General features: G+C 60.6%; 14 protein-coding genes. 11 read left to right on the plus strand and 3 right to left on the minus strand.

All coding sequences use genetic code 11. The features are described 5' to 3' along the window. Positions 1-70: 70 nt before the first annotated feature. Both PSH64_RS03640 and mmsB read left to right on the plus strand, forming a co-directional pair. Positions 71-1,588: a CoA-acylating methylmalonate-semialdehyde dehydrogenase gene (locus tag PSH64_RS03640; RefSeq protein ID WP_018929419.1), complete on the plus strand. Its 1,518-nt coding sequence runs from the start codon at positions 71-73 to the stop codon at positions 1,586-1,588. A gap of 10 nt (positions 1,589-1,598) precedes the next feature. Beyond that, positions 1,599-2,486 (plus strand): 3-hydroxyisobutyrate dehydrogenase, encoded by an 888-nt coding sequence (mmsB, locus tag PSH64_RS03645; protein ID WP_019582621.1) that lies wholly within the window; start codon positions 1,599-1,601, stop codon positions 2,484-2,486. 195 nt (positions 2,487-2,681) lie between these two features. Here the strand turns inward: mmsB and PSH64_RS03650 are convergent, their stop codons facing one another. Continuing rightward, positions 2,682-3,026, minus strand: a complete 345-nt coding sequence (locus PSH64_RS03650) for a cupin domain-containing protein (protein ID WP_007900627.1) — start codon at positions 3,024-3,026, stop codon at positions 2,682-2,684. Between the two features lie 155 nt (positions 3,027-3,181). After that, positions 3,182-4,066 (minus strand): LysR family transcriptional regulator, encoded by an 885-nt coding sequence (locus PSH64_RS03655; protein ID WP_305479946.1) that lies wholly within the window; start codon positions 4,064-4,066, stop codon positions 3,182-3,184. Positions 4,067-4,299: 233 nt separating this feature from the next. On the opposite strand from PSH64_RS03655, the gene PSH64_RS03660 reads away from it, so the two are divergent. Then, the gene (locus PSH64_RS03660) at positions 4,300-5,061 is read left to right on the plus strand and encodes a sulfite exporter TauE/SafE family protein (RefSeq protein ID WP_305479948.1); all 762 of its coding nucleotides are present in this window, start codon (positions 4,300-4,302) and stop codon (positions 5,059-5,061) included. Here the strand turns inward: PSH64_RS03660 and PSH64_RS03665 are convergent. Then, on the minus strand, positions 5,051-5,365 hold the full coding sequence (locus PSH64_RS03665; RefSeq protein ID WP_305479949.1) for a putative quinol monooxygenase: 315 nt from the start codon (positions 5,363-5,365) through the stop codon (positions 5,051-5,053). The two genes, PSH64_RS03660 and PSH64_RS03665, sit on opposite strands and share 11 nt — an antisense overlap. Before the next feature lie 159 nt (positions 5,366-5,524). Here PSH64_RS03665 and PSH64_RS03670 point away from each other — a divergent pair, with 159 nt between their 5' ends. From PSH64_RS03670 to PSH64_RS03705, 8 genes are all read left to right on the plus strand, one after another. Beyond that, positions 5,525-6,115: an NAD(P)H-dependent oxidoreductase gene (locus tag PSH64_RS03670; RefSeq protein WP_305479950.1), complete on the plus strand. Its 591-nt coding sequence runs from the start codon at positions 5,525-5,527 to the stop codon at positions 6,113-6,115. Positions 6,116-6,170: 55 nt separating this feature from the next. After that, positions 6,171-7,082 (plus strand): LysR family transcriptional regulator, encoded by a 912-nt coding sequence (locus tag PSH64_RS03675; protein WP_305479951.1) that lies wholly within the window; start codon positions 6,171-6,173, stop codon positions 7,080-7,082. A gap of 187 nt (positions 7,083-7,269) precedes the next feature. Next, positions 7,270-8,715 carry a SulP family inorganic anion transporter gene (locus PSH64_RS03680; RefSeq protein ID WP_305479953.1) on the plus strand — a complete coding sequence of 482 codons (1,446 nt, stop codon included), beginning with the start codon at positions 7,270-7,272 and terminating at the stop codon, positions 8,713-8,715. Positions 8,716-8,854: 139 nt separating this feature from the next. After that, positions 8,855-9,589 (plus strand): hypothetical protein, encoded by a 735-nt coding sequence (locus PSH64_RS03685; RefSeq protein WP_305479954.1) that lies wholly within the window; start codon positions 8,855-8,857, stop codon positions 9,587-9,589. Positions 9,590-9,840: 251 nt separating this feature from the next. Further along, positions 9,841-11,190 carry a gluconate:H+ symporter gene (locus tag PSH64_RS03690; RefSeq protein ID WP_305479955.1) on the plus strand — a complete coding sequence of 450 codons (1,350 nt, stop codon included), beginning with the start codon at positions 9,841-9,843 and terminating at the stop codon, positions 11,188-11,190. A gap of 15 nt (positions 11,191-11,205) precedes the next feature. Further along, the gene (locus tag PSH64_RS03695) at positions 11,206-12,066 is read left to right on the plus strand and encodes a MurR/RpiR family transcriptional regulator (protein WP_305479957.1); all 861 of its coding nucleotides are present in this window, start codon (positions 11,206-11,208) and stop codon (positions 12,064-12,066) included. Position 12,067: 1 nt separating this feature from the next. Then, positions 12,068-13,525 carry a D-aminoacylase gene (locus PSH64_RS03700; RefSeq protein WP_305479958.1) on the plus strand — a complete coding sequence of 486 codons (1,458 nt, stop codon included), beginning with the start codon at positions 12,068-12,070 and terminating at the stop codon, positions 13,523-13,525. A 120-nt stretch (positions 13,526-13,645) separates the two neighbouring features. Beyond that, complete coding sequence (locus PSH64_RS03705; RefSeq protein ID WP_305479960.1) at positions 13,646-14,014, plus strand: glyoxalase superfamily protein; 369 nt, start codon at positions 13,646-13,648, stop codon at positions 14,012-14,014. The last annotated feature ends 6 nt before the right edge of the window (positions 14,015-14,020 follow it).

Consider the following 14,020-nt stretch of genomic DNA (forward strand, 5'->3'; position numbering starts at 1 on the left):
CTCAAGGCGACTTTCTCGCCTTGGCTCCAAAGATAGCTCTCTTAATAAGAACAACGTCCCGGAGACCAACATGAACGCATCGCTAGAAACCACCGTGCAAAAGGTCAAGTTGTTGATCGATGGCGAGTGGGTCGAATCCCAGACCACCGAATGGCACGACATCGTCAACCCGGCGACCCAACAAGTGTTGGCCAAAGTCCCCTTCGCGACCGCCGCTGAAGTCGATGCCGCCATCAGCGCCGCTCATCGCGCCTTTCAGACCTGGAAGCTGACGCCAGTCGGCGCGCGGATGCGCATCATGCTCAAGCTTCAGGCGCTGATTCGCGAGCACTCCAAGCGTATTGCCGTGGTGCTCAGCAATGAGCAGGGTAAAACCATCGCCGACGCTGAGGGCGATATCTTCCGTGGCCTGGAAGTGGTCGAGCACGCCTGCTCCATTGGCAGCCTGCAAATGGGCGAGTTCGCCGAGAACGTCGCTGGCGGTGTTGATACCTACACCCTGCGTCAGCCGATCGGCGTTTGTGCCGGCATTACCCCGTTCAACTTTCCGGCGATGATTCCGCTGTGGATGTTCCCGATGGCCATCGCCTGCGGCAACACCTTCGTGCTCAAGCCTTCCGAGCAGGATCCGATGTCGACCATGCTGTTGGTGGAACTGGCGATTGAAGCCGGCATTCCGCCGGGTGTGCTCAACGTCGTTCATGGTGGCAAGGATGTGGTCGATGCGCTTTGCACCCACAAGGACATCAAGGCTGTTTCGTTCGTCGGTTCGACCGCGGTCGGCACGCATGTCTACGAGCTGGCCGGCAAACACGGCAAGCGCGTGCAATCGATGATGGGGGCCAAGAACCACGCTGTTGTGCTGCCCGATGCCAACCGCGAGCAAGCGCTCAATGCACTGGTCGGCGCCGGTTTCGGTGCGGCCGGGCAACGCTGCATGGCCACCTCGGTGGTGGTGCTGGTGGGCGCGGCCAAACAATGGCTGCCGGATCTCAAGGCGCTGGCGCAGAAACTCAAGGTCAATGCCGGCAGCGAGCCAGGCACTGATGTTGGTCCGGTGATTTCCAAGCGGGCCAAGGCACGGATTCTCGAGCTGATCGAAAGCGGGATCAAGGAAGGCGCCAAGCTGGAGCTGGACGGTCGCGACATCACTGTTCCGGGCTACGAGCAGGGCAACTTTGTCGGCCCGACCTTGTTCTCTGGCGTAACCCCTGAGATGCAGATCTACACTCAGGAAATTTTCGGCCCGGTGCTGGTAGTGCTGGAAGTCGACACCCTCGATGAGGCCATCGCCCTGGTCAACGCCAACCCGTTCGGCAACGGCACGGGTCTGTTCACCCAGAGTGGCGCGGCGGCACGTAAATTCCAGTCGGAAATCGACGTTGGCCAGGTCGGCATCAACATCCCGATCCCGGTGCCGGTGCCGTTCTTCAGCTTCACCGGTTCCCGTGGTTCGAAGCTCGGCGACCTCGGTCCGTATGGCAAGCAAGTGGTGCAGTTCTACACTCAAACCAAGACCGTCACTGCACGTTGGTTCGATGACGACAGCATCAACCACGGTGTGAACACTACCATCCACTTGCGTTAAGGAGCCGGACATGAAAATCGCTTTTATCGGTCTCGGCAACATGGGCGCGCCGATGGCGCGCAACCTGATCAAGGCTGGCCATTCGCTGAACCTGTTTGACCTCAATCAAACCGTGCTGGCCGAACTGGCTCAACTCGGCGGTACCATCAGCACTTCACCGAAGGAAGCGTCGAAAGACGCGCAACTGGTGATCACCATGCTGCCGGCCGCGGCTCATGTGCGTAGCGTCTGGCTGGGTGAAGATGGCGTGCTGGCGGGAATCGCCAAAGGCGTGCCGGCAGTGGATTGCAGCACCATCGATCCGCAGACGGCGCGAGATGTTGCCGCGGCGGCCGCAAAGCAAGACGTGGCCATGGCCGATGCCCCGGTTTCCGGTGGCACTGGCGGCGCAGCGGCCGGGACGCTGACCTTCATGGTCGGCGCCACGCCTGAACTGTTCGCTACTCTGCAACCGGTGCTGGCGCAGATGGGGCGCAACATCGTCCATTGCGGCGAAGTCGGCACCGGGCAAATCGCCAAGATCTGCAACAACCTGCTGCTGGGGATTTCCATGGTCGGTGTCAGCGAAGCCATGGCGCTGGGCAGCGCCCTGGGTATCGATACAACCGTGCTGGCGGGTGTCATCAACAGTTCAACCGGGCGCTGCTGGAGTTCGGAGATGTACAACCCGTGGCCGGGTATCGTCGAAACGGCGCCCGCCTCGCGCGGTTATACCGGCGGTTTCGGTGCAGAACTGATGCTCAAGGATCTGGGGCTGGCCACTGAGGCGGCGCGTCAGGCGCACCAACCGGTCGTGCTCGGCGCGGTGGCCCAGCAGTTGTATCAGGCGATGAGCCTGCGTGGGGAAGGTGGCAAGGACTTCTCGGCGATTATCAACAGCTATCGCAAACCTCAATAAGCTGTTGTGGCGAGGGAGCTTGCTCCCGTTGGTTCGCGAAGCGGACCCTAACCAGCAAAGACGGAGTTTCGGATAGAACGTATTTGCTGATTCTACGACTGCTTCGCAGCAGAACGGGAGCAAGCTCCCTCGCCACAGGATTCATGCATGCATTTTTCCGAGAGACCACGTCGGGTGGTCTCTCGGTTTTTTGTATCAGGCAAACACGAAATACTTGCGCACGGTTTCAACCACTTCCCACGTGCCTTTCATCCCAGGCTCGATGACGAAAATGTCACCGGCGCGCAGGTGGATCGGCGCCATGCCTTCAGGGGTGATGATGCAGTAGCCTTCCTGGAAATGGCAGTACTCCCACTTCACGTATTCCACATACCACTTGCCCGGTGTGCAGATCCAGGTGCCCATGATCTTGCTGCCATCTTCGCTGGTATACGCGTTGAGGTTGACGGTGTGCGGATCGCCTTCGAGCTTTTCCCATTTGCAGGCGTCGAGTACGGGCAACGGGTGAGTGTCGCGAAGAACGGTAATCGGTGCGGTCATGTGGACTCCGGGCCTTGGAATATAGAAAGTGGTACTGAAGAACTGAAGTCGCACCCTATAGCGCCCATGCTCCGCTCAGTTGTCTGTATTCGACATCGAGCTGTCCAGAAACGCGCAAACGCTCAAAGATTTTCCGGCGGGCAAAAACCTGCCCCTCAGGGCAGAGTCAAGGCGTTCAGCAAGGCCTGGGCATAACCGGGCAGCACGGCGAAGTCCCGGGCGCACAGCAACAGTTTGCGTCGGGCCCACGGCTCTTCCAGTGCGATGCTTTTGAAGGCTGTTTCAGCTGGCCAGCGCTCGACCGCCGCCTGGGGCACGATTCCCAGCCCGGCCCCCCGGGCGACCATGCGCATCACACCGTCGAAACCATCGGCACGGATGCGGATCTGCATCCGCAAGCCGCAGTGCAGGGCTTGTTCTTCCAGGTACACGGCCAAGGCACTGTTGGCGTTCAGGCCGACATAGTCGTGGTGCAAAGTGGCGCTGAAATTTAACGCACCGGCATCGGCCAAGGGGTGATCCCACGGCAGGATCAGCACCAATGGGTCGTCACGGAAATGGCGGGTCTGAAGACCATCGGTGTCCACGGCGTCGGACACGATCCCAAGGTCTGCCGCGCCTTGGCGCAAGGCGTGGGTGATGCGCGCGCTGGGCAGCTCTTGCAGGTCGATATCGAGGTTTGGATGGTCGCGCAGAAAGTCTGCCAGCAACTCCGGCAGGTATTCGGTGATCGCTGTGGTATTGCACAACAACCGCACCTGGCCTTTGACGCCTTTGGCGTATTCGATCAGGTCCTGCTGCATGCGCTCGGCCTGTTGCAGAAGAACTCTGGCGTGCTGCGCCAGGGCCTTGCCGGCCGGAGTCGGGCTGATACCGCGGCGACCTCGCTCCAGAAACTCGATACCCAGTGAAGCTTCCATGGCACGGATTCGCGCACTTGCCGCCGCCAGCGACAAATGGCTGCGGGCAGCGCCGGCGGTGATGTTGCCGGTGTCGAGGATGTTCAGGTAGAGGCGCAGGTCGGTGAGGTCGAAGTGCATTGTTACAGCCTCGGGAGGTTTGTTGGCTGGGCGGAGGTCTTCGCGGGCAAGCCCGCTCCCACAGGGTCTGGTGTGGACACAAAAAGTCGGTACATCCGAGATCCATTGTGGGAGCGGGCTTGCCCGCGAAAGCGCCAGCAGCATCGGCGTAGACTTATGCCTCTTGTGCAGCAAGAGGCAGCCTCAGTATATGGCAGATTTTCAAGGCAACCTTCGGGGCCCACGATAGCCCCATGAAGACACTCGCCGCGTTCTATCAACATCTGGGCCTGGCCCTGTCGTTATTGGTTGTCGCCACCTTCCTGCTGGCCGGGATGATCAAAGGCGTGATCGGCCTCGGCCTGCCGACCATTGCCATGGGCCTGCTCGGCCTGGCTATGGCGCCGTCGCAGGCTGCGGCGCTGTTGATCATTCCCGCGACGCTGACCAACGTCTGGCAACTGGCCTTCGGTGGTCATTTGCGCGGGCTGTTGCACCGCTTGTGGCCGATGCTGCTGGCGATTTTCATCGGCACTGGCGGCACAGTGTGGATAGGCATGGCCGGTGGGCATTGGGTGGTGCGGGGGCTGGGGGCGGCGTTGTTGATCTACGCCTTGAGCGGGTTGTTCCTGCCGACCTTGCGCGTCGGCGGTCGCACCGAGCGTTGGCTCGGGCCGCTCTGCGGTGTGCTGACGGGCATCATTACTTCGGCCACCGGCGTTTTCGTGATTCCGGCGGTGCCATATCTGCAAGCGCTCGGCTTGAGCAAGGATGAACTGGTGCAGGCGCTGGGCCTGTCGTTCACCGTGTCGACCCTCGCGTTGGCCGCCGGCCTGTCATGGCGCGGAGCCCTCGGCGGTGGCGAGTTGAGCGCGTCGCTGCTGGCGCTGATTCCGGCGGTGCTCGGCATGTTGCTGGGGCAATGGCTGCGCCAGCGGATCAGCGCCGTGTTGTTCAAGCGCGTGTTCTTCATTGGCCTCGGCGTACTCGGCGGCCACTTGCTGATCAGCGGCTAGCGGAGGATGTGCTGAGCATCTCGATCGGGCGGATATCGAAATCCCGCTCCAGATACTCCATGCGCATGTCGAGGAACTGCTTCATGTGCGGCAGGTTCGAGTGCACGTCCAGATGGGCCTGGGATTGCCAGATCTCGTAGAAGATAAACAGCGTCGGGTCCTGTTTGTCTCGCAGCATGTGGTACTCGATGCAACCGGGCTCGGCGCGACTCGGTTCGACATAGGCGCGGAAGAACGCTTCGAAGGCCTCGGCTTTATCCGGGCGGGTCTTGGCGTGCAGGATGAAGCCTTGCAGTTCGCTCATCAGAATCTCCTAAACAGTCAGAATCGGCGCAAGTTTATGGCAACAATCGCTTGTTGATTCGTGCGTATAGATCAAATGAGTTTTGCGGATCGAGCGCTTATTCCGCGCGAGGCTGATCGTTAGGCTGCCGCCATCGATTCCAACCTTGCGAGATTTCTCATGAAAAAAGTCCTGTTGCTCAATGGCGGCAAAAAATTTGCCCACTCCGATGGTCGCTACAACACGACGTTGCACGAAGCAGCGTTGAGCGTGTTGGATCGCGGTGGTGTGGATGTGAAAACCACGTTCATCGACGAGGGCTACGACGTCGCTGAAGAAGTCGCCAAATTCCTCTGGGCCGATGTGATCATCTATCAGATGCCCGGCTGGTGGATGGGCGCGCCCTGGACGGTCAAGAAGTACGTCGATGAAGTCTTCACTGCAGGCCACGGCAGCCTCTACGCCAGCGATGGCCGCACGCGCTCCGATGCGTCGCAGAAGTACGGCAGCGGCGGCTTGTTGCACGGTAAAAAATACATGCTGTCGGTGACCTGGAACGCCCCGCAGCAAGCCTTCGACGACTCGACCGACTTCTTCGAAGCCAAGGGCGTGGACGCGGTGTACTTCCCGTTCCACAAGGCCAACACCTTCCTCGGCATGACCGGTTTGCCGACCTTCTTGTGTGTCGATGTGATGAAGCGCCCGAACATCCAAGCCGATGTGGCGTGTTATGAGCAGCACTTGACCGAGGTGTTTGGCCTTAAGGCATGACGCTCGGCTACTATCGATATCTGACGCGGCGCAGGACTATCGATAAGGGACACACGTGAAAGCCAGATCCGACGAGTTACAGATTTTCGTCTGCGTGATTGAGTGCGGGTCGATTTCGGCTGCGGCTGAACAGGTCGGGCAAACGCCGTCTGCGGTCAGCCGCACGCTGTCGCGGCTGGAGGCCAAGCTCGACACCACACTGATCAACCGCACCACCCGGCGCATGGACCTGACCGAGGAGGGCAAGTACTTCTTCGAACACGCCAAACTGATTCTCGATCAGATGGACGAGCTCGAAGAACGTCTGTCTTCACGCCAGCAAACCCCGTCCGGGCGTCTGCGCATCAACGCCGCCTCGCCGTTCATGCTGCACGCCATCGTGCCGTACATCGATGAGTTCCGCCGTCTCTACCCGGACATCCAGCTCGAACTCAATAGCAACGATTTGATCATCGACCTGCTCGAACAAAGCACCGACATCGCCATCCGCATCGGCACGCTGGCCGACTCGACCCTGCACGCCCGCTCCCTGGGTTGCAGCCCGCTGCACATCGTTGCCAGCCCGGCGTATCTGGAACAGCACGGCGTGCCTGGCGCTGTCGAGGATTTGAGCGAGCACACGCTGCTGGGCTTTACCCATAACGAAGGTCTCAACCAATGGCCGCTGCGTTATGTCCACGGTGATCGCTGGCCGATTCAGGCGTCGATCAGCGCGTCGAGTGGCGAGACGGTCAGGCACCTGGCGCTGGCCGGCCAAGGCATTGCCTGCCTGTCGCACTTCATGACCATCGACGACATCCGCGCCGGCCGCTTGCAGGTGCTGCTGGCGGAGTTCAACAGCGGCTATCGCCAACCCATCAACGCGGTGTACTACCGCAACTCGCAACTGGCCCTGCGGATCCAGTGCTTTCTGGACTTCATCCAGGGCAAGTTGGCGGCTTATGCGATTGCCGATTTCAGGGGCTGATTCGGCGACCGCGTCATCGTTCTTCGCGAGCAAGCCCGCTCCCACACTGGACTTGTGTCGACTGACGATGATGGGAATGACACAGGGCCAATGTGGGAGCGGGCGCGCAATCCATTCACTGGCCGGCCCGCCGTCAATTCCGTAACATCCGCGTCCCTCTTTTCCCGCCTGTATTTTTAGGTAAGCCATGAAGCCCAAACGTCTGCGCGCCGATGTCCTGGCCGGACTCACCACCTCTTTCGCCCTGCTGCCCGAATGCATCGCTTTCGCGCTGGTGGCCCACCTCAATCCATTGATGGGGCTTTACGGTGCTTTCATCATCTGCACCCTGACAGCGCTCTTCGGTGGGCGGCCGGGGATGGTATCCGGTGCTGCCGGATCGATGGCCGTGGTGATCGTTGCGCTGGTGGTGCAACACGGCGTCCAGTACTTGCTGGCGACGGTGCTGCTGGGTGGGTTGATCATGCTGGCGTTCGGTCTGTTGAGGCTCGGCAAGTTGGTGCGCATGGTGCCGCACCCGGTGATGCTCGGCTTCGTCAACGGCCTGGCGATTGTCATTGCGCTGGCCCAGTTGGAGCACTTCAAGAACGGTGAGGCCTGGTTGAGTGGCGCGCCGCTGTACATGATGATCGGGCTGGTGGTGCTGACGATGGCCATCGTCTACCTGATGCCGCGCCTGACGCGGGCCGTGCCGCCGGCACTGGTGGCGATTCTGGGTGTCGGGCTGGCGGTTTATCTGCTCGGCCTGCCGACCCGCACCCTGGGCGACATGGCGCACATTGCCGGTGGCTTGCCAGGATTTGCGTTGCCAGACATCCCCTGGAGCCTGGACACCCTGCGCATCATCGTCCCTTACGCGATATTGATGGCGGTGGTCGGCCTGCTGGAAACCCTGCTGACCCTGAACCTCACCGATGAGATCACCGAGAGCCGTGGCTATCCGGATCGCGAATGCGTGGCCTTGGGCGCTGCCAACATGGTTTCTGGTGTGTTCGGCGGCATGGGTGGCTGCGCGATGATCGGGCAAACCGTGATCAACCTCAGCTCCGGCGGTCGCGGTCGGCTGTCTGGTGCGGTGGCCGGGGGGATGATCCTGCTGTTCGTACTGTTCCTTTCGCCCCTGATCGAGCGTATCCCGCTGGCTGCACTGGTCGGGGTGATGTTCGTGGTGTCCCAGCAGACCTTCGCCTGGGCTTCGCTGCGGGTGCTGAATAAGGTGCCGTTGAACGATGTCTTGGTGATCATCGCGGTCACGGTGATTACGGTGTTCACCGATCTGGCCATCGCCGTGTTGTGCGGGATCATCATTGCGGCGCTCAACTTTGCCTGGCAACAGGCTCGCGAGCTGTATGCCGACAGTCACGTTGAAGCCGACGGCAGCAAGCTCTACCTCCTGCATGGCACGTTGTTCTTCGCCTCGACGACGCCTTTTCTCAACCAGTTCGATCCCGCCAATGACCCGTCCATGGTCACCGTTGACTGTCGCCACCTGAGCTTCGTCGACTATTCGGCCATCGCCGCGCTGAAGACATTGCGCGAGCGCTACACCAAGGCCGGCAAGCAGCTGCGCGTGCTGCATTTGTCCGAGCGCTGCAAGAAACTGCTTAAACGCGCCAACGAGCATCACGACTGACATCGATGGGGGGTGTTCCTGTGCTCTGTGTCACGAGTGGTGGCGAATTATGGACAGCGTGATGGCTACTTAGTAGCATCCGCCGCATACGGATCTTTCTCCTGCGCATCGATCGACGTGGGTCTATCAAGGAATCGAAATGCATAACTTTACCCATGGCGATAAAACCGTTTCTTTCACTGTCTTGAGCGGTGAAGTGGTGAGCAGCGAAAAAATCAGCGAGACCCGTGTGACATCCACGGGCGGCGTTCAGGTGAACGGTAACGACGGCGATGTGACGCCTGTGCGCATCAGTTCTGTTTCAATTATCAATCATGAGATCTGGGTCAAAACCCCGGACGGTATCGAGCACGATGTAAAGCTGCGCGGTATGGACATTCCTTTGCGCACAGGTCAGGAAATCTCTTTGATCAGTGCCTTGAAAAAGGATGGTTCGGCTCTGCACACCATTTTGCAGAACCACACAGCGTCCAAGCGCTGGGTGCTGCGTGACGCGAGTGCACTGAATACCGAACTGGAACTGTCGCCCTTTAACTGGAAGACAGTGCTGATCGTGCTTGGATTGTGCATCGCCGGTCTTGCTACGGCCGGGCTAGGCTTCCTGGCGGCGGCGGGCTATTTTTTCTACGCGTGGTATCGGGGCGCCCAGCGCAAGAAACTGCTGATCAGCGATTTGAACGCCTACATCGAGACCCTGGACAATCGAGTCGCCAGTCGCGAACAGGCGCCAAGCCCTGTTCAAGCCGAAAGCTCGGTCCAGGCTGAAATCTCTTTCCAGGCCGAAAGTCCTGCGCCGACGCAATCCCCTGCCGAGACTGAAAGCCCTGCGCTGAACAGTGATAGCGTACGCAGGGCGCTATCGCGCAATCTCTGATGACTTGATCTCGATACAGCAGAGTCAAGCCTGCCTCGATAGTGGAACTATCATCCCTCTACGCTGATTGTTCTCACGCAGAGGGATGAAAGTTCCGCTATCCGATTTTCATAACCCGCGACCTTCCATACCTCTGCACGACATCCCTTATCCCTCCACGAAAATTACTTTCATCTGGTTTGAAAGTAATCCGTCGAAATGATTTATGAGTTTCATAACCCATTCGACGTGACCCTTTCGAGGAGTACCGCATGACGCTTTCCTTCGGCTATTGGCTGCTGGTTTACGCCGCCATCGCCATCATTGCGCTGATCGTTCTGATCGCCCGTTACCGGATCAATCCCTTCATTGTGATCACCCTGGTGTCCATCGGCCTGGCGCTGTTGGCGGGGATGCCGCCGTCGGGTGTGGTGGGGGCGTATGAGGCCGGGGTTGGCAAGACGTTGGGGCACATTGCGCTGGTGGTGGCGCTGGGCACGATGCTCGGCAAGATGATGGCCGAGTCCGGCGGAGCCGAGCAGGTGGCGCGCACCTTGATCGACCGTTTCGGCGAGAAAAATGCCCACTGGGCGATGGTGTGTATCGCCTTTCTGGTAGGGCTGCCGCTGTTCTTCGAGGTCGGGTTTGTCTTGCTGGTGCCCATCGCGTTCACCGTGGCGCGGCGGGTGGGCGTGTCGATTCTGATGGTCGGTCTGCCGATGGTCGCCGGGCTCTCGGTGGTCCACGCGCTGGTACCGCCGCACCCGGCGGCGATGCTGGCGGTGCAGGTCTATCAGGCGTCGGTGGGGCAGACTTTGCTCTATGCGATTCTGATCGGCATCCCCACCGCAATCATCGCCGGTCCCCTGTACGCCAAGTTCATCGTGCCACGCATTCAACTGCCGGCCGATAACCCCCTGGAACGCCAGTTCCTGGAGCGTGAGCCGCGCGATAGCCTGCCGGGCTTTGGTGTCACCATGGCCACCATTCTGCTGCCGGTGGTGCTGATGTTGATCGGCGGCTGGGCCAACCTGATCTCCACGCCGGGCAGCGGTTTCAATCAGTTCCTGCTGTTCATCGGCAACTCGGTCATCGCCTTGCTGCTGGCGACCTTGCTGAGTTTCTGGACCCTCGGCCTGGCCCAGGGCTTCAACCGCGAATCGATCCTCAAGTTCACCAATGAATGCCTGGCACCGACCGCCAGCATCACCTTGCTGGTCGGCGCCGGCGGTGGCTTGAACCGGATTCTGGTGGACGCTGGCGTGACCGATCAGATCGTCAGCCTGGCCAATGAATTCCAGTTGTCGCCGCTGTTGATGGGTTGGCTGTTCGCCGCGTTGATGCGCATCGCCACTGGTTCCGCCACCGTGGCCATGACCACAGCGTCAGGGATTGTCGCGCCGGTGGCCGTTGGTCTGGGTTATCCCCACCCGGAGCTGTTGGTGCTGGCGACGGGGGCGGGGTCGGTTATCTTTTCCCACGTCAACGACGGCGGCTTCTGGTTGATCAAGGAATACTTCAACATGACCGTCACCCAGACCTTCAAGACCTGGACAGTGCTCGAGACGCTGATCTCGGTGGTCGCCTTCGGTCTGACTGTTGGCCTTTCTCACCTGCTTTAGTCGGAGCCATCCGCCATGGACATCCTCTATCAGATCCGCGCCCGTCAGGAATCTTTCAGCGCCGGCGAAGGACGTATCGCTCGGCTGATGCTCGACGACGTAGGATTTGCCGCATCCGCCAGCCTCGATGAGCTGGCGCAGCGGGCGGAAGTCAGCACTGCCACGCTGTCGCGATTCGCCCGCACAGTCGGTTGCCGCGACCTGCGGGATTTGCGCCTGCAACTGGCCCAGGCCAGCGGCGTCGGTAGCCGCTTTCTGGACCCGGCGGGCACGCCCGAACAGTCGGCGTTCTACGGGCAAATCGTCGGCGATATCGAGTCGACCTTGCGCCAGCACCTGGCGGCGTTCGATGAGTCGCGCTTCGCCGATGCGGTGAAATTGTTGGGCAAGGCACGGATGATTCACGCCTTCGGCATGGGCGGCTGCTCGACCCTGTGCAGCGATGAACTGCAAGTACGGCTGGTGCGCCTCGGCTACCCGATTGCGGTGTGTCACGACCCGGTGATGATGCGTGTCACCGCCGCCAGCCTTGGCGCCGAACACGCGGTCATCGCCTGCTCGTTGACCGGCATTACGCCCGAGCTGCTCGAAGCGGTGGAGCTGGCGCGCAGCTACGGCGCACGAATTCTCGCCATCACCCGGGCCGACTCGCCGCTGGCGCAGTTGGCCGATGTGCTGTTGCCGTTGCAAAGCGCCGAGACGTCCTTCATCTACAAACCCACGGCGGCGCGCTACGGCATGCTGCTGGCCATCGACGTGCTCGCCACCGAGCTGGCGCTGGCCAGGCCTGAAGACAATCAAGAACGTCTGCGGCGGATCAAACTGGCCCTGGACGACTACCGCGGCGGCGATGATCACTTGCCGCTGGGAGACTGACATGACGTACGACACGCTGATCCGCAATGCGCTGATCATCGATGGCAGCAACACTCCCGGCTACCCCGCCGATGTGGCGATTCTGAATGGCCGAATCGCGCGCATCGGCGACTTGCACGAGGCCACCGCCAGCGAAGAAATCGACGCCGCCGGCCGCGTGCTGGCACCCGGTTTTATCGACGTGCACACCCACGACGACACGGTGGTGATTCGTCAGCCGCAGATGCTGCCCAAGCTCAGCCAGGGCGTGACCACGGTGATTGTCGGCAACTGCGGGATCAGCGCTTCACCGGTCAGCCTGCGCGGCGATCCGCCGGACCCGATGAACCTCCTCGGCACCGCCGCGGCGTTCGTTTATCCGCGCTTCAGCAACTATCGCGCAGCCGTCGAAGCGGCGAACACCGCACTGAACGTGGCCGCACTGGTGGGGCACACCGCGTTGCGCAGCAACCACCTCGACGACCTGTTTCGCACTGCCACGCCGGATGAAATCAGCGCGATGCGCGCGCAACTGCGTGAAAGTCTTGAGGCCGGCGCCTTGGGTTTATCCACCGGTCTGGCCTACGCCAACGCATTCTCGGCATCCACCGACGAAGTGATGCAACTGAGCGAAGAACTGACGATGTTCGGCGCGGTGTACACCACCCATTTGCGCAGCGAATTCGAACCGGTATTAGAGGCCATGGACGAAGCATTCCGGATCGGTCGGCATGCGCAATCCCCGGTGATCATTTCCCACCTCAAATGCGCCGGGGCCGGCAACTGGGGGCGTAGTCCGCAACTGCTGGCCTCGCTTGAGGAGGCTGCGAAATCTCATCCGGTGGGTTGCGATTGTTATCCCTACGCGGCGAGTTCTTCGACCCTGGACCTCAAGCAAGTCACCGACGCCCATCGCATCACCATCACTTGGTCCACGCCGCACCCGGACCTGGGTGGCCGCGACCTGATGGACATCGCCGCGCAATGGAACGTGCCCTTGCTCGAAGCGGCCCGCCGCCTGCAACCGGCCGGCGCGGTGTACTACGGCATGGACGAGGCCGATGTACGAAGAATCCTCGCCCATCCGTTGTCGATGGTAGGGTCTGACGGATTGCCGGAAGATCCATTCCCGCATCCGCGCTTGTGGGGCGCCTTTCCACGGGTGCTCGGGCATTTCAGTCGCGACGTCGGGCTGTTTCCGTTGCACACCGCCGTACACAAAATGACCGGGCTGTCGGCGGCGCGTTTTGGCTTGAAGGAACGGGGTGAAATCCGTGAAGGGCATTGGGCGGACCTGGTGTTGTTCGATCCGGTGACCATTCGCGACGTGGCGGACTTCACTGACCCGCAACGGGCGGCGGAGGGGATTGAAGGTGTTTGGGTCAACGGTGTGTTGAGTTACAGCGAAGGCCAGGCGAACGGGAAACGGGAAGGACGGTTTCTGGCGCGGGAAGGGGATCTGCGGGACGGGTTTCAGTAACCATTCCGAGGAGTCAGTCACGCTGGTGGCACATTGCAATTAAAGAAAGCCATCGCCAAGCCGAAGCGCTGACATCCTGCCCAACTACACTGGGTGTCTTTTCAGTCAGGGAGCAACCCTATGAGCTTCGGCAAAACCACCCCGATCCTGCGGATTTTCGACGAAGCCAAGGCCTTGGAGTTCTACGTCGACTTCCTGGGCTTCACCGTCGACTGGCAGCATCGTTTCGAGCCAGGTTTCCCGTTGTACCTGCAAGTTTCCCGTGGCGAATGCGTGCTGCACCTGTCCGAGCACCATGGCGACAGCACGCCGGGTTCGGCCTTGCGGATCGAGACCGATGAGCTTGAGGCGTTCCAGCAGCAGTTGTTGGCCAAGCAATACACGTTCGCGCACCCACAGATTCAGGCCATGCCCTGGGGAAGCCAGGACATGACCATCAGTGATCCGTTCGGGAATCGGTTGGTGTTTACCAATGCGATCTGCATATAAAGCAAC

The sequence above is a fragment of the Pseudomonas sp. FP1742 genome (genome assembly GCF_030687145.1).
GTDB lineage: Bacteria > Pseudomonadota > Gammaproteobacteria > Pseudomonadales > Pseudomonadaceae > Aquipseudomonas > Aquipseudomonas frederiksbergensis_D.

Coding starts and splice junctions, on each gene's coding strand:
- PSH64_RS03640 (WP_018929419.1), top strand. CDS start 71: ATGAACGCATCGCTAGAAACCACCGTGCAAAAGGTCAAGTTGTTGATC.
- mmsB (WP_019582621.1), top strand. CDS start 1,599: ATGAAAATCGCTTTTATCGGTCTCGGCAACATGGGCGCGCCGATGGCG.
- PSH64_RS03650 (WP_007900627.1), bottom strand. CDS start 3,026: ATGACCGCACCGATTACCGTTCTTCGCGACACTCACCCGTTGCCCGTA.
- PSH64_RS03655 (WP_305479946.1), bottom strand. CDS start 4,066: ATGCACTTCGACCTCACCGACCTGCGCCTCTACCTGAACATCCTCGAC.
- PSH64_RS03660 (WP_305479948.1), top strand. CDS start 4,300: ATGAAGACACTCGCCGCGTTCTATCAACATCTGGGCCTGGCCCTGTCG.
- PSH64_RS03665 (WP_305479949.1), bottom strand. CDS start 5,365: ATGAGCGAACTGCAAGGCTTCATCCTGCACGCCAAGACCCGCCCGGAT.
- PSH64_RS03670 (WP_305479950.1), top strand. CDS start 5,525: ATGAAAAAAGTCCTGTTGCTCAATGGCGGCAAAAAATTTGCCCACTCC.
- PSH64_RS03680 (WP_305479953.1), top strand. CDS start 7,270: ATGAAGCCCAAACGTCTGCGCGCCGATGTCCTGGCCGGACTCACCACC.
- PSH64_RS03685 (WP_305479954.1), top strand. CDS start 8,855: ATGCATAACTTTACCCATGGCGATAAAACCGTTTCTTTCACTGTCTTG.
- PSH64_RS03690 (WP_305479955.1), top strand. CDS start 9,841: ATGACGCTTTCCTTCGGCTATTGGCTGCTGGTTTACGCCGCCATCGCC.
- PSH64_RS03695 (WP_305479957.1), top strand. CDS start 11,206: ATGGACATCCTCTATCAGATCCGCGCCCGTCAGGAATCTTTCAGCGCC.
- PSH64_RS03700 (WP_305479958.1), top strand. CDS start 12,068: ATGACGTACGACACGCTGATCCGCAATGCGCTGATCATCGATGGCAGC.
- PSH64_RS03705 (WP_305479960.1), top strand. CDS start 13,646: ATGAGCTTCGGCAAAACCACCCCGATCCTGCGGATTTTCGACGAAGCC.